At 72.9% G+C, this 13,639-nt stretch carries 11 protein-coding genes; 5 read left to right on the plus strand and 6 right to left on the minus strand.

Annotated elements, in window-relative coordinates:
* Positions 1 to 14 precede the first annotated feature (14 nt).
* Positions 15 to 2,417, minus strand: coding sequence for a beta-N-acetylglucosaminidase domain-containing protein (locus NI25_RS36260; RefSeq protein WP_061446534.1), 2,403 nt, complete (start codon positions 2,415 to 2,417; stop codon positions 15 to 17).
* Positions 2,418 to 2,614: 197 nt separating this feature from the next.
* Here NI25_RS36260 and NI25_RS36265 point away from each other — a divergent pair, with 197 nt between their 5' ends.
* On the plus strand, positions 2,615 to 4,591 hold the full coding sequence (locus NI25_RS36265) for a family 20 glycosylhydrolase (protein ID WP_061446535.1): 1,977 nt from the start codon (positions 2,615 to 2,617) through the stop codon (positions 4,589 to 4,591).
* 28 nt (positions 4,592 to 4,619) lie between these two features.
* Here the strand turns inward: NI25_RS36265 and NI25_RS36270 are convergent, their stop codons facing one another.
* On the minus strand, positions 4,620 to 5,594 hold the full coding sequence (locus tag NI25_RS36270) for a LysR family transcriptional regulator (protein ID WP_061447255.1): 975 nt from the start codon (positions 5,592 to 5,594) through the stop codon (positions 4,620 to 4,622).
* Between the two features lie 128 nt (positions 5,595 to 5,722).
* Between NI25_RS36270 and NI25_RS36275 the strand changes: the two genes are divergently transcribed.
* On the plus strand, positions 5,723 to 6,562 hold the full coding sequence (locus NI25_RS36275; protein WP_061446536.1) for an endonuclease/exonuclease/phosphatase family protein: 840 nt from the start codon (positions 5,723 to 5,725) through the stop codon (positions 6,560 to 6,562).
* On the opposite strand, the gene NI25_RS36280 is transcribed toward NI25_RS36275, so the two are convergent.
* Positions 6,538 to 7,998 carry a M1 family metallopeptidase gene (locus NI25_RS36280; RefSeq protein WP_061446537.1) on the minus strand — a complete coding sequence of 487 codons (1,461 nt, stop codon included), beginning with the start codon at positions 7,996 to 7,998 and terminating at the stop codon, positions 6,538 to 6,540. The genes NI25_RS36275 and NI25_RS36280 overlap by 25 nt on opposite strands.
* Positions 7,999 to 8,114: 116 nt before the next feature.
* On the opposite strand from NI25_RS36280, the gene NI25_RS36285 reads away from it, so the two are divergent.
* Entirely contained in the window at positions 8,115 to 9,233 is a 1,119-nt protein-coding gene (locus NI25_RS36285; RefSeq protein WP_107071975.1) for an ABC transporter substrate-binding protein, read from the plus strand.
* Between the two features lie 50 nt (positions 9,234 to 9,283).
* Here NI25_RS36285 and NI25_RS36290 read toward each other — a convergent pair whose 3' ends face one another.
* Positions 9,284 to 10,402, minus strand: a complete 1,119-nt coding sequence (locus NI25_RS36290; protein ID WP_061446538.1) for a serine hydrolase domain-containing protein — start codon at positions 10,400 to 10,402, stop codon at positions 9,284 to 9,286.
* 191 nt (positions 10,403 to 10,593) lie between these two features.
* Here NI25_RS36290 and NI25_RS36295 point away from each other — a divergent pair, with 191 nt between their 5' ends.
* Entirely contained in the window at positions 10,594 to 10,968 is a 375-nt protein-coding gene (locus NI25_RS36295) for a VOC family protein (protein WP_061446539.1), read from the plus strand.
* Positions 10,969 to 11,040: 72 nt separating this feature from the next.
* On the opposite strand, the gene NI25_RS36300 is transcribed toward NI25_RS36295, so the two are convergent.
* A complete protein-coding gene (locus tag NI25_RS36300; RefSeq protein WP_061446540.1) occupies positions 11,041 to 11,727 on the minus strand; it encodes an alpha/beta fold hydrolase in 687 nt (228 codons plus the stop codon).
* A 115-nt stretch (positions 11,728 to 11,842) separates the two neighbouring features.
* On the opposite strand from NI25_RS36300, the gene NI25_RS36305 reads away from it, so the two are divergent.
* Positions 11,843 to 12,823, plus strand: coding sequence for a helix-turn-helix transcriptional regulator (locus tag NI25_RS36305; protein ID WP_061447257.1), 981 nt, complete (start codon positions 11,843 to 11,845; stop codon positions 12,821 to 12,823).
* A gap of 15 nt (positions 12,824 to 12,838) precedes the next feature.
* Here NI25_RS36305 and NI25_RS36310 read toward each other — a convergent pair whose 3' ends face one another.
* The gene (locus NI25_RS36310) at positions 12,839 to 13,489 is read right to left on the minus strand and encodes a YceI family protein (RefSeq protein ID WP_061446541.1); all 651 of its coding nucleotides are present in this window, start codon (positions 13,487 to 13,489) and stop codon (positions 12,839 to 12,841) included.
* Positions 13,490 to 13,639 lie beyond the last annotated feature (150 nt).

The raw sequence follows: 13,639 nt of genomic DNA on the forward strand, positions 1-13,639 counted from the left end.
TCAGTGCGCGTCCGTCAGGGGGCGGGCGTTCCGTAGACACCCATCTCGTACAGCGAGTAGCCCCAGGTCGTCTTCCGCTTCACCCCCTGCATCCGCACGTACCGCACGGTCTCGCCGGAGTCCACCCGGACGACGTCGTTGCCGCAGGCCTCCGGGCGCCGGGTGGACACGGTCCGCCAGGTCACGCCGTCGGGCGAGGTCTGGACGGCGTACTCCGCCGCGCAGGCGCCCTCCCAGGCCAAGGTCACCGCCGCGACCTCGGCCGGGGCCGCGAGCTGGACCTGCACCCACTCGTCGTCGGAGTAGCCGGACGCCCAACGGGTGCCCAGTTCGCCGTCGTTGACGTACCGGGCCGCCAGCCGGTCGAGGTCCTGCTCGACGCTGGACGCGGACGCGGTCCCCGCGAGGGCCAGGTTCTCCCCGCCGCCCGCGGAGTCCCACAGCCGCAGCCGTAGCTCGGCCTGGACCAGGAAGGCGTCGAGCACACCGTCACCGACCTTCGGCTGGACCTTGCCCCACGAGTTGCGCGGCGGATCGACCCGCACCGCCCGGGCCTGCTCCCGGAGCCTGTTGGACTCGGCGAGCAGCCGGTCCGAGGTCTCCTCGTCGCCCTCCTGCCGCGCCGCGAGCGCGTCGAGCATGGCCTCCATGGCCCCGCCCCACAGCTCGGTCGCGTCCAGCCAGGGCGCCGCGTCGACCGTGAAACCCTCGTCCACCGCGCCGCCGCGGATCGTGGCCGGTGCCCGCTCGATCGCGCTCGCGTAGGTACGCAGCGCCTCGACGGCCTCGGCGCGCCCGCCCTCGTCCCAGGCCGTCCAGAACCGCTCGACGCGCCGGGCGAGTTCGGGTGCCTGCGGCTGCCAGGGGGTGGCCCCGAAGGTCGGTGCCATGTGCTCCAGGTCGCCGAGGACGAGCAGCGCGTCGGTGGCCTCGGGATCGCCGCCGGCCAGGTAGGACATGGCGCGCGGCCAGTTCGTGTCCGCGTCGTACGCCCGGTCGTTCCAGGTGAAGTCCGCGGTGCCGAAGACGGCGACCTTGCTGGCGTACGGCTGGTTCATGGGGTTGGCGACGATGCCGGAGAGATGCTCGGACAGGCCGGCCTCGCGCTTGTCGTACGGGGCGAGCAGCAGCCGCCCGCTGGTGTTGCCGAAGTCGTTGACCGGGTAGTTGTCCCAGACGAAGACCTTGCGGCCGAAGAGCCTGGAGACCTGGTCCGCCTCGTCGTTGGTGATCTTCGGCGGGACGACGGCCGTGCCGGTCCACATCACCACGACCGCCGGGTCCAGCGTCTCGCGCATCGTCTGCTTGTAAGCGGTGTCGGTGAGGTCGCCGTATTCGGTGGGCACCATCTGCAGGGGCTGGACGCCCTCGTGGCCTGCGACGAAGTTGTGCTGCACGTCGTTGAGCAGGTCGACCTGGGCCCTGGCGGCCGCCGCGCGGCCGGGCTCGCCGTACGCGGCCCGGTCGCCCTCGCAGTTCCAGCGGGTGTAGCTGATGTCGTCGAGCGGGATGGAGAAGGCGCGCGTCCCCAGGTCGTACAGCGCCTGGAGCTTGGCCTTCAGCGCCGCGCGGTCGGCCGGGTCGGAGTAGCAGACGGACTCGCCGGGGGAGACGGCGAAGGTGAAGCGCACGTGGTTCTCCGTGGCCCGGTTCACCAGCTCGCCCAGCTCCGCCAGCTTGTCCGCGGGGTAGGGCTCGCGCCACTTGCCCCGGTGGTAGGGGTCGTCCTTGGGGGCGTAGATGTACGTGTTGGCCTTGACGTCCCCGTAGAAGTCCATCTGGTCGAGGCGTTCGGCGTGCGTCCACGGCTGTCCGTAGAACCCCTCGATGGTGCCGCGCAACGGCATCGAGGGGTGGTCGCTCGCCCGGACACCCGCCACCTTCCAGCGTTCGTCACCCGCCCGGACGAAGAGCTGGCGGAGGGTCTGCACGGCGTAGAACTGCCCGGCGGCGTCCGTGCCGCCGAGGGCGATCCGCTTGTCCCGCCCCGCACCGAGGACGCGCAGGGCGTAGCCCTCCGCGTGGTCCGGCACCGTCGTGTCGCCGAGCGTCCGGGCGATGTCGGTCCGCGTGGCCGGGCCGAGCCGTACGGTGAGCAGTCCGGCGGACGCCGGGGGAACGTTTCCGGGGGCGACGACGTCCACCCGGTGGGCGCCGTGGGCTTTCAACTCCCGCACCAGACGGGTCCGGGCGGCGGCGTCCGTGTCCCGGTCCGCCACGACGAGCACCCGGTCGGTCACCGGAACGTCGTCACCTGCACGGCTGAGGGACTGGGGGGTCGGTGAGACCGGCGGGACCCTGGACGCCGCGGCGGCAGGCGCGTCGTCGGCGGCGGCCGGGAGCGTCTCGACTGCCAGGGTGCTTGCCAGTGCAAAGCATACGCCGAGCGTCGTCAGCGTTTTCGTGCGTCTTCCCATGGGCCCTCCAGGCTTGGTCTGGACCAGGTGATCAGCCGTTTCTCCAGGGATGATGCGGCACGACCGGAGGGAGACGTAAGACGTATGGGGTCTAGACCTCTTTGAGGCATGCCTTTACTCTGGCCAACATCGTTCCCCGGGCGCCGATTTGGCATGCCCGGCTCATGGATCGGGCTGAGGCTCATGGAGAGGTGGCCATGAAAGTCGGACGACGACGCGGCATCGTGGCAGCGATCTGCTCGATGACGGCCCTCGCGGCCGCACTGCTCCCGGGCACGACCGCCGCCGGAGCCCCGGACCCGGGCACGGCCGTGGCCCCGGCCATGGCAGAGGCCCCGGCAGTGCTCCCCGCGCTGCGGGAATGGCGGGCGGAGAGCGGGCAGTTCAAGCTTGCCCCGGGCGCCCGGATCGTGCTCGGCCACGCCGACGCCACGACTGCCGCCGACGCGCGCAGGTTCGCGGCCGAGTTGCGCGAGGTCACCGGGCGGACCCTTGCGGTGGTCACGGCACGGGCCGGCAGACCGGGCGACATCGTGCTGCGCCAGGACGCCACCGCGCACCGGGACCTGGGCGACGAGGGCTACCGGCTGCGCTCCGGCGACCGGCTGACCGTCACCGGCGCCACCTCCGCCGGCGTCTTCTACGGCACCCGCACGGTCCTGCAACTCCTGCGCGGGGACGGCACCGCACCCGCCGGCGCGACCCGCGACGTGCCGGAGTACCGCGAGCGCGGCGTCGGCGTCTGCGCCTGCTACATCCACATCTCCCTGGACTGGTTCGAGCGGCTCATGCGCGACATGGCGCAGCAGAAGCTCAACCAGCTATGGATCGAGGCCAAGGTCAAGAGCGACGTCGACCCCGAGTCGGCGTTCTGGGGCTACTACACCAAGGACGAGGTGCGCCGTCTGGTCGCGATGGCCGAGCGCCACCACATCGAGCTGATCCCCGAGATCAACTCGCCCGGCCACATGGACCCGTACCTGGAGCACCACCCCGAACTGCAGCTGAAGGACAAGAACGGCGAGGCGTCCCCGCCGCGCCTCGACATCACCCGTCCGGAGGCGTTCACCTACTACACCTCGCTCGTGGACGAGGCGCTCGACGTTTGGGACGCCGGTTCCTGGCACATGGGCGCCGACGAGTACATGATCGGCTCCGCCTATCCCGACTTCCCGCAGCTCCAGGCCTACGCCACCGAGAAGTTCGGCGCCGGGGCCACGCCGGACGACGCCTTCGCCGACTTCGTGAACCGGGTGGGCGAGCACGTCCGCGCGGAGGACCGCACGCTCCGCATCTGGAACGACGGGCTCCTCGGGCGCAACACGGTCGTCCCGCTCGACCGGGACGTCGCCGTGGAACACTGGCTCGGCGGCGGCAGCACACAGAAGCCGTCCGCCCTCCTCGCCGAGGGGCGTCCGGTGATGAACTCCGCGTACGCGCTCTACCTCGTGCGCGGCGGCTTCACCATGAACACCCGGCAGCTGTACGACTCCGGCTGGACGCCGCTGCGTTTCGAGGGGGAGACACTCACCACCCGGCCCGCCAACCTCACCGGCGCCAAGATCTCCATGTGGCCCGACAACGGAGCAGCCGAGACGGAGAACGAGGTCGAGGCCAAGGCGTTCATGCCCCTGCGCTTCATCGCGCAGGCCACCTGGGGCGGGCCGCGCCCCAGCGCCTCCTACGAGGACTTCGAGGCCCTGGCACGCGGCATCGGACACGCGCCGGGCTGGTCGAACACCGACCGCAGGCCCCTGCCCGACGGCACGTACGCCCTGGCCGGCCCCGGCCGCCGGAGTCTGTCACCCACGGCCGACGCGGCCGGCTCCACGGTCGCCTTCGTGTCCGGCGACAGCTCGGCGTGGGACCTCACCGCCACCGCCGACGGCTACTACACGCTCCGCTCGACACGGACCGGCCTGTGCCTGGACGCCGACCGCGGCAAGCGCTACCTGGGCGCCCCGCTCGAGCCCGGAGCGGAACTCACCCAGGAGACCTGCGCCGCGGACCGGCGCACCCAGCGCTGGCAGCTGACGACGCGCGGCGGCGCGCTGACGCTCACGAACGCCGTCTCCCAACTGGTGCTCGCGGCGGACGGCGCCTACGGCACCGCCGTGCAGGCGGCACCGGACACGACCGCCCCGACCCGGGTGCGGGCCGTACCGCGCGGCTGACCCGGCCGCCCCGGCCCGCGGGCGACGGTCAGCGCCGCGGGGCGTGCCCGGTGCCGCGGTCGTCGTCACCCCGCGGTCCCGTCGCCCAGGAGGGGAGCCAGGTGTCCTCGGGCAGCGGGTCCAGGCTCGCGAAGTGGCTGACCACCGCCCGGAGCCCCGGGTGCGGATTCTCCCGGGGGAGGAGCAGCGAGAGCGGGTAGGCGAGCGTCGGACGCACGATCGGGATGCGGCGCAGGTCGTGGCTCGCCGGCCAGACGTACCGGTCGCGGGAGCCCACGAGGGTGGCCACGTCGTCGGAGTCGGCGAGGATGTCGAGGAGCACCTCGTTGCCGAAGTTCGGGCCCGTGGCGTCCACGCGGAGGCCGAACGCCGCGGTGAGCTGATTGTAGAAGTCCGCCCACTCGCTGCCCGGCGCGATGCCGGGCACCCAGATCCGGTGCCCGCGCAGCCGGGCCGGTGTCACGGCGCGTGCGGGGGCGAGCGGGTGCCTCGGACCGACGACGAGTTCCAGCGGGGAGTGGAAGGCGTGGATCATCCGCACCTCGCGCGGCAGGGTGGCCGGGTCGGTCACCGAGCGGAAGGAGGCGTCCACGTCGCCGGCCTGCACGGCGGCCACCGCGAGCCGCGGATCGTCGACCTTGAGCGTCACCACGTCGAGCTCGGTCCCGGGATGCGAGCGCCAGTAGTCGTGCAGGATGACGGCCTGCGCGCTCCGCAGGCCCAGAACGTCGATGCGCAGGGCCCGCGAGCCCCGCCGGATCGCGGCGACGGCGCGGTCGACGTCCGCGACGATGTTCCGGGCGTGCGCCAGGAAGGCCTGGCCGTCGAGCGTCAGCTCGACCCCTCGGGCGGTACGGGTGAACAACCGGACGTCGAGGGTGCGTTCGAGGGCCGCGATCCGCTTCGAGACCGCCTGCTGCGTCACGCCGAGCTCGTCGGCCGCGTGCCGCAGCTGTCCCAGCTCGGCCGCGCGGACGAACGACCGCACCGCCTCGGTATCCATGGCGGCGAGCATAGGGCGTGCCCGACCGGCGCGGAGACCGGCACCGCGGCGCCGGGGCCCGCACCTTCGTGCCATAACCTCGTGCGTGGGAACGTCGGTTGCCATGTGTCCACACCGAGGAGGCGGCGGTGCTCAACAAGGGCGGCTCGCGATTGCTCATATGCGCCGTGGCACTGGCCTGCCTGGCGCTGATGGGCCCCAGCGGCCCCGGCGGCGAACCCTCCGGCCGGTCCCTGCCCGCCGAAGCCGTCCGGGACGTCGTGCCGAACCGGGTCATGACGTGGAACCTGTGCAACCCCTGCGACGCGAGCAACCTCGACCGGGCGGCGGAGATAGCCGCCTACGCGCCCCAGGTCATCGGCATGCAGGAAGCGTGCGCCCGCGACGTCGACCGGATCCGGGACTACCTGGAGGTCTTCCACGGGCTCGTCTACCACGTCGCGTACGGGTCGGTCCTGGACAACTGGAGGCGCTGCGGGGGAGCCCCGTGGAATCCCGGCGGCTTCGGCCAGGCCATCCTCTCGGCCGCACCGATCACCGACCGGGTCAACGTCGAATACCCCGAAGGCGGTTCCGAGGACCGGGGGTATCTCGCGGTCACCACCGAGGTGGGCGGCCGGTCCGTCCGGGTCTTCGACACGCACCTCGCCCAACGGCGCCAGGAGGAGTTCCGGAAGGACCAGGTGAGCGTCCTGGCCCGGGAAGTCGCCCGGCACGACCGCGCCGTGGTCCTCGGCGACTTCAACGCCGTGCCGGACGCGTCCGAACTCGACCCCATGTGGGCGCTGGCCATGGACACCGACCCCCAGTGCCGTCCCGCGGCCGCCGGCGGCTGCGAGCCGACCACGGACTGGCGAAGCAAGTTCGACTACGTCTTCCTGCGCGGCATCGCCCCGCTCCGGCACCGGGTGGTCCGCACCGAGCACTCGGACCACGACATGCTCTACAGCGACCTGGACGTGACCTGAGCGCACGGTCGTCCGATGCGGTGGCTCTGCCAGAAGGGGCCGAGATCCTCGTCCGTCATGGACTGGGCGGCCCGCTTGAAGTCCTCGGTGGTGGAGACCCCGAACCAGTGGTCCCGCGCATAGCGCTTCAGGAGCCGCGCCATGGCCTCGGGCCCCAGGGTGCGTTCCAGGTCGGACAGGGCGCAGGGCCCCGCCGTGTAGACGAGGTGGTACTCGCCGCGGTGCTGCGACCAGTAGCCCATGGAGGCGGTCAGTTCCGTGTCGTCGGCGGGCCAGTAGACGTCCGACCAGCAGTCCTCCGTCTCCAGGCCGTAGAAGCGGAAGTTGGCGTACTGGGCGAAGCTCTCGTCCAGCCACGGCGAGGCGTACTCGTCGTTGCCGACGATGCCGTACCACCACTGGTGCGCCAGTTCGTGGACGACGGCGCCGCCCTCCTCCGTGGTGCCGAGCAGCACGAGGCCGGGATACTCCATGCCGCCGCCGAACCCGCTGGTCATCACGAGATCGATCTCGCCGTAGGGATAGCGCCCGAACTCCCGGCCGAACCGGTCGATCGCGGCGACGGCCTCCTCGCGGCTGAGGCGCACGCCCGCCGCGGAGGTGCCGGGCGCCCAGTACGCCTTCACGCGCACGCCGCCGGGGGAGGTCTGGGTCGCCGTGCGGAAGGGACCCGCGGCCCACGCGAAGTCGCGCACCCGCTCCGCGACGCTGAGGGTCACCGTACGGCCGGGGCCTCCCGGACGGGTCCTGGTGCGGCCCGTCGCCGGTACCTCCAGGCCCGACGGGTGGTCGAGCCGGACCCGGTAGTCGCCGGTGAGCGAGTAGAAACTCTCGCCGACGGCCACGTACGGGTCGAGGTGCCAGCCCCGCGCGTCGTGCACGGCGAGCACCGGCAGGGCGTTGCCGAGGAAACGGACGGCGCCCTCGCGGCCGAAACGGGCATTGCGGTCGGGCACCGCGATCGAGACGTCGAAGGCGACGGACGCCCGCTTCCCGTGCGCGAGGGGCTTCGGCAGAGCGATGCGCAGCGCCGTGCAGCTCACCGCGAGCGGGTCCGCCGTGCCACCGTGTACGCCCGACACGACGACCGGGGAGGGCACGCCCGGCGCACCGGGCCCGCCGGGCGTGCCGCACCCGTCCTCCCCGTTGCCCCACAGGCGCAGGTACACCTCGCGCAGCGGCCGGCCGGAGGCATTGCGGAACGACACCCGCTGTCGTCCCGTCCAGTGACCGCCGTCGGCGTCGGACCGGAGGTCCACGTCGTAGCGGGCGCGATCGGGTGTCGCCGCCGCCCCGGACCCGGTCGGCCCGGCCACCGCGACGGCGTCACCCACCAGGGCGCCGACCGCCAGGAGCAGCACGAGCAGCATCACGAACGGACGACGACCGGCCTGGAGCGGCGACGCGTCGGACAAGGACGTGCCAAGCAGCGACATGGCAGCGGATACTGCCACAACTCACCAGCCACCGAACCGGTTCGGCCGGAGCTTTGGTCCGCCGGGCCCCGAGCGACCGCATAATTGGTTGCCTGCCCACGCCGGCGGCGGATGCAATGTCCGGCATGGTCACCCAGGTGCACCCGCGGGGGCGGGACGGCAACGACGCGCACGTCCGGATCGGCGCCCTCGCGCCACTGACCCGGCCCGGCTGGGACGAAGCGGGCCGGCACCTGCTCGCCGGAATGGAGCTGGCCGCACGCGAAGTCAACGACGCCGGCGGCATCGCGGGCAGACCGCTCGAACTGGTGGTCCGGGACACGGCGGCCGATCCGGACGGGGCCGCGGCGGCCGTGGACGAACTGGCCCGGCTGGGCGTGGCCGCTCTCGCGGGGGAGTACCACAGCGTGGTCGCCCGCGCGGCCGCGTCCAGGGCCGATGCCCTCGGCCTGCCGTTCCTGTGCTCGTCGGCCGTGCTCGACGCGCTCACGGACCGGCAGACGCCGTGGGTCGCACGCCTTCCCGCGGCGCAGTCCCGCGGCTGGCGGATCTACGCGGACTTCCTTCTCGCCGCGGGCCACCGTCGTATCGCCGTGGTGGCCCAGCCGAGCCTCTACTGGGCGTCCGGTGCCCGCATCCTGCGGGACCGCCTGGCCGGGCGGGGCGGCACCCTCGTCGATCTCGACCTGCCCGAGCCGGACCCCGCGTCGGTGTGCGACGCGCTCGCCGAGCAGGACGCGAGCGCCCTGCTGCTCCTGGTCGGCATCCCCGAACCGGCCGTGTCGATCGTCCGGTCCGTCCGCCGCGACCGGCGCCTGGCCGGGATCACGATCGGTGCTCCGGCCGGGCAGCCGGAGTTCGCCTCATGGGCGAAGGCGCTGGCCGGGGACGGCGCCGCGATCCCGTTCCTGCGCTACCTTCCCGAGCGACTCGGCCCTCTCGGCGCGCGCGTCGGGACGGCCCTGCGCGAGCGGTTGGCCGAAGCGCCCTCCTTCGTCGCCTTCGAGGGCTACGACACGGTGGTGGTCCTCGCCGACGTGCTGCGCTCGCGCGGCGCAGACCGGGCCCTGACCGCCGACACCTGGGCCCACGTCTCCACCGAAGGCACCCGGGGACGGATCGGGTTCTCCCGCACGCCGGACGCCGCCGTGTGGCAGTGGCTCGGTGCTCCGGTCCAGGTCGTCGACCGCGACCCCGCGCAACCGGGCCGCTTCCGCGTCCTGCGCACCGGCTGACACACCGGCCCGTCGAACGCACGCGATCCCCGCGAGACCGAGCGGTCCGGTCAGCCGTACATCGCCACGCGGTGGAGCTCCGCGAGCGCGTCGTCGATGGGATGGGGCCGCGGCCGGCCGGCTTCGTCGAGCGCGTTCCACCTCTGGAGGTTCACCGCCACGGCCATCCGGCGCCTGCCGTCGGCGCTGATCGCGGCCAGGGTCCCGGCGCCCCAGGCCGTACCGCCGTGACCCCAGAAGGTGACCGGGCCGGGCGCCTGGACCGGGTGCAGACCGAGACCGTACTCGATCGTCCGTCCCTCCTGGGAGACGACCGGCACGGTCCGCCGCATCTCCGCGAGCGACGACCGGCTCACGATCTCGCCGGCCAGCAGCATGCCGAAGAAGCGGTTCAGGTCCGAGACGGTGGATATCAAGGAAGCCGACGGCCCCACCCACGACATGTCGTAGACGCTGTAGTCGCGCGGCGGGTCGATCATGCCGAACCAGGCCTCGTAGAGGCGCGAGTGCGGCCCGCCCATGTACGGACCGGTGGGCAGCTCGGTGTCGCTGAGCCCGGCGCGCTCGATGACGTCGCGGGTGATGCACCGCTCGGCGGAGGCGCCGGTCACCTGCTCCAGGAGCAGGCCCAGCAGCAGGTAGTTGGTGTTGGAGTACACGCCCGGAGTGCCGCCCGGGGTGCCGACCGCGGGTGCGGCGACGCCCAGTTCGATCAGTTCGGTGGGCTCGAACCGGGTGAACCGGTGGTCGTCCAGGCTCTGGGGACCGGTCTGCGCGAGCGCGGGGAACGCCTTGAGGGACGGATAGGCGTGGGGGAGGTACTCGGCCAGACCACTGGTGTGGTTCAGCAGCATGCGGACCGTGACGGCGTCGCCGCGCCTGCGGGGAAGCATCCCGGGCAGGTACCGGCCGATCGGCGTGTCGAGACCGATCCGCCCCTGCTCCACCTGCCGCAGGACCGCGGCGGCCGTGAAGGTCTTGGTGATGCTGCCGACCCGGTGGCGCATGCCGGCGCCGACCGGGCGGCCGGTGGCGGTGTCGGCGACCCCGGCGGCGCCCCGCCAGACCTGGTCTCCGTCCCGCACCTCGGCGAACAGGCCCGGCATTCCGGCGAGACGGACGTTCTCGACGGCTGCGTCCAGTACCTCGTGATCCAGTGAGTCGCTCATGACGTGCGTCCCTTCCCCAACCGGTCGACCGGCCTTGCACCCATTATGCACGCAGTGCGTGCATCACCAAGTGCACAGTGGGAACGAGAAGGGAGCCGATCGGGTTCCCGCCGGGCATGCCCGCCCCCGCGTCGGGTAGGACGTCACGTGCGGGCGCGGCCCAGGCGCCCGAAGAGCGAGGAGTGGCGGACGTGATTCGAAAGCTGCAGGCGGTCGCACTGGACTGCGCCGATCCGGTACGGCTCGCGGAGTTCTACGCGGAGCTGCTCGGCGGGCGGGTGGTCGCCGATCCGGACGACGACGAGTGGGTCGAGGTGCACGGGTTCGAGGGGACACCGCTGGCCTGCCAGCGGGTGGACGGCTACCGGGCGCCCCAGTGGCCCGGCCAGGACCGGCCCCAGCAGCTCCACCTCGACTTCGACGTCGACGACCTCGAAGGCGAGGAGAAGCGGGCGCTCGCACTCGGCGCGACGGTCCTGGAGCGGACGGACCAGATCCGTCCGGACGCCAACTGGCGGGTCTACGCCGACCCGGCCGGCCACCCGTTCTGCCTCTGCCTCCACTGAGTCCACCGCCGGCCGGCGGCGCCGGTGCCGACCGCGCCGGCGGGACTCCCCACGTGCTTCGGCCCCTCGGTGTCAGGCGGTCTCCGCCGCCGCGGCCAAAATCGCGGCCAGCTCGTCAGGCCGGGTGATCATGGGCCAGTGGCCCGAGTCGATGTCCGCGAAGTCGACGTGGCCGGCCCGGGCGAGCTCCGGAACGTCGCCCGCGTCGATCCACTTCCGCGCCTGCGCGGGCGTGAACTCGGGGCACACGAGCAGGACCGGCACGTCGAACCGGCGCTCGTCGGTCAGCCGCACCACACCCCGGGCCACGCCCTCGGGCACCGGGACCGCGGCCGCCGCCATCTCCCGCCTGGCCGCCTCGTCGAGGTCCGCGGCATCCGGCCCCTGGAAGGGCTCCCAGCCCGGAAACGGCATGGCGCCGTCCCTGACCTCGAAGAAGTCGGCGTACGGCTGCCCGTCGGGGGTCGGTATGCCACCGACGAGCGCGACCTTGGCCAGCCGTTCCGGTCGGCGGTCGGCGGCCAGCCAGGCCAGTGCGCAGGCCGCGGAGTGCCCCACCACCATGGGCTTGCCGGGCGCCGCGTCCACCGCGGCCAGCACCGCCGCCACCTGGTCGTCGAGCGTCGCGGTCGCCGCGCCGTCGCCCTGGCCCGGGAGGGTGAGCGGCACCGGGCGATGGCCGAGAGACTCCAGCGCGGACGCGACGCGGCTCCACACGGTCGCGTCCAGCCACAGGCCGCCGATGAGCAGGATGTCCATGATCGGTTCCCTTCCTCTGCTTGGCTTCACCGTAGAAGGGAATCCGGACGATCTACTGCCGGTTTGTCTTCCCCGGCCCCTCACGCGCGTCCGGGGTGCGGATTAGCCTGTGCCCGTGCCGAACGACGTCAGCCCCACCGCGCGAGCGCTCCGCGCCCTGGAGATCCTCCGGACCCGCCCCGCCACGACGGCGGACGAACTGGCCGCGCGGCTGGGCGTGACGGAGCGAGCGGCGCGGCGGTACGTCGGGATCCTCAGAGAGGCGGGCATCCCGGTGGAGTCGACCCGCGGGCCGCACGGCGGCTACCGGCTGGGACGCGGGACGAGGCTGCCGCCCGTGCACTTCACCCAGGCCGAGGCCCTCGGCCTGGTGATGGCGGCGCTGAGCGGCCGACCGGCGGTGGCCGACGCGGACGACCTCGTCGGCACCGCCCTGGGCAAAGTCGTCAAGGCGCTGCCGGAGAGCGTCGGCCGGCAGGCGGCACTGCTGCGGGAGTACGCGGCCGCCGCTCCCGACCCGAACGCCGCGCACCCGGATCCGGCCGTCACCAGTGCCCTCGTCGAGGCGGTCGCGCACCGGCGCCGCGTGCTGCTCGCCTACCGCAGCGAGGCCGGCAACGCCTGGGAGGAGGAGGCGGACCCCTGGTCCCTCGTGGTGCGCCACGGGCGCTGGTACCTGCTGTGCCACTCCCACCGCGCGGACGCGATGCGCACCTACCGGGTCGACCGGGTCGGCCAAGTCCGGCTCACCGCCCAGGGGTTCGAGCCGCCGGCGGCCTTCGACCCGGTGGCGGTCCTGGAGGAGAACCTCGGAACCGGATGGCAGTTCACCACCCGGGTGGTGTTCGACGCCGCGCCGGACGAGGTCGCCCCCTGGATCCGCCCGCCGATGGGACGGCTCGAACCCCTGGACGACGGCTGCCTTCTCGTCGGCAGCACCCGCAATCCGGACATGTACGTGCAGGACTGGCTCGCCGGGATGCCGTTCGCCTTCCGTATCGACGGCGGAGACGAACTAAGGGCCGCGGCCGCCAAGCTCGCGGCGCGCTTCGCCGCCGCCGTGGCGGACCGCCCGCCGCCGCCCGGCTCGCGCTGACCGGCCGGGCCGGGGTCAGGAGGCGCGGATCGCGGAGATGTCGAACTGCAGGCGGACCTTCTCGCTCACCATGCTGCCGCCCGCCTCGAGCCGCTGGTTGTAGACCAGACCCCAGTCCCTGCGGTCGATGGTGGTGGTCCCGTCGAAGCCGGCCCGTTCGTAGCCGAACGGGTCCACGACCGAACCGAGGTAGTCCAGTTGCAGCTCGACGGGCCGGGTGGTGTCGCGGATGGTGAGCTCCCCCGTCATGCGGAAGCTCTCCGCCCCCTCGTGGGTGGTCGAGGTGCTGCGGAAGGTCATCTCGGGGTAGCGGCGGGCGTCGAAGAAGTCCTTGCCGACGAGGTGGGCGTCCCGTTGCTCCACGCCGGTGTCGACGCCGGCGACGCGGATGACGATCTCGGCCCGCGACTCGGAGGGGCGGGCCCCGTCGAAGTACAGCCTGCTGTCGTAGTCGGTGAAGGCCCCGCGGACCGTGGTGACCATGGCGTGCCGCACGGAGAACCCGATCCGGCTGTGCGGACGGTCGATGGTCCAGTGCCCGGTCAGCGCGCGCAGGGCCGGGTCGAGCGTGGCCGTCCCCGTCGCGGACCGCGCGGCGGGCCGGTCCTGGCCGGCGGCCGTGGCCGGCTCCGCGGTGGCGGTCTGGCGTCGGCTGAAGATACCCATGAGTCGTAGGCCTTTCGAATCGATCACCTCGTGTTATCACGAAGGCGATCAGCGGCCCGCGGCAAGATGTGCGGCCTCGTCCGGCTTCCATGACCCCGGCCGCAAAGCTGCACCGGTTCGACACCGGGTCCCACGTTTGTGCACGTGGCA

The organism is Streptomyces sp. CCM_MD2014 (assembly GCF_000772045.1).
In the GTDB taxonomy this organism is placed as follows: Bacteria; Actinomycetota; Actinomycetes; order Streptomycetales; family Streptomycetaceae; genus Streptomyces; species Streptomyces salinarius.

What these genes read in the sequence shown, in the direction of transcription:
- NI25_RS36260 (WP_061446534.1), bottom strand. Translation starts at nt 2,417, where the DNA reads ATGGGAAGACGCACGAAAACGCTGACGACGCTCGGCGTATGCTTTGCA.
- NI25_RS36265 (WP_061446535.1), top strand. Translation starts at nt 2,615, where the DNA reads ATGAAAGTCGGACGACGACGCGGCATCGTGGCAGCGATCTGCTCGATG.
- NI25_RS36270 (WP_061447255.1), bottom strand. Translation starts at nt 5,594, where the DNA reads ATGGATACCGAGGCGGTGCGGTCGTTCGTCCGCGCGGCCGAGCTGGGA.
- NI25_RS36280 (WP_061446537.1), bottom strand. Translation starts at nt 7,998, where the DNA reads ATGTCGCTGCTTGGCACGTCCTTGTCCGACGCGTCGCCGCTCCAGGCC.
- NI25_RS36285 (WP_107071975.1), top strand. Translation starts at nt 8,115, where the DNA reads ATGTCCGGCATGGTCACCCAGGTGCACCCGCGGGGGCGGGACGGCAAC.
- NI25_RS36290 (WP_061446538.1), bottom strand. Translation starts at nt 10,402, where the DNA reads ATGAGCGACTCACTGGATCACGAGGTACTGGACGCAGCCGTCGAGAAC.
- NI25_RS36300 (WP_061446540.1), bottom strand. Translation starts at nt 11,727, where the DNA reads ATGGACATCCTGCTCATCGGCGGCCTGTGGCTGGACGCGACCGTGTGG.
- NI25_RS36310 (WP_061446541.1), bottom strand. Translation starts at nt 13,489, where the DNA reads ATGGGTATCTTCAGCCGACGCCAGACCGCCACCGCGGAGCCGGCCACG.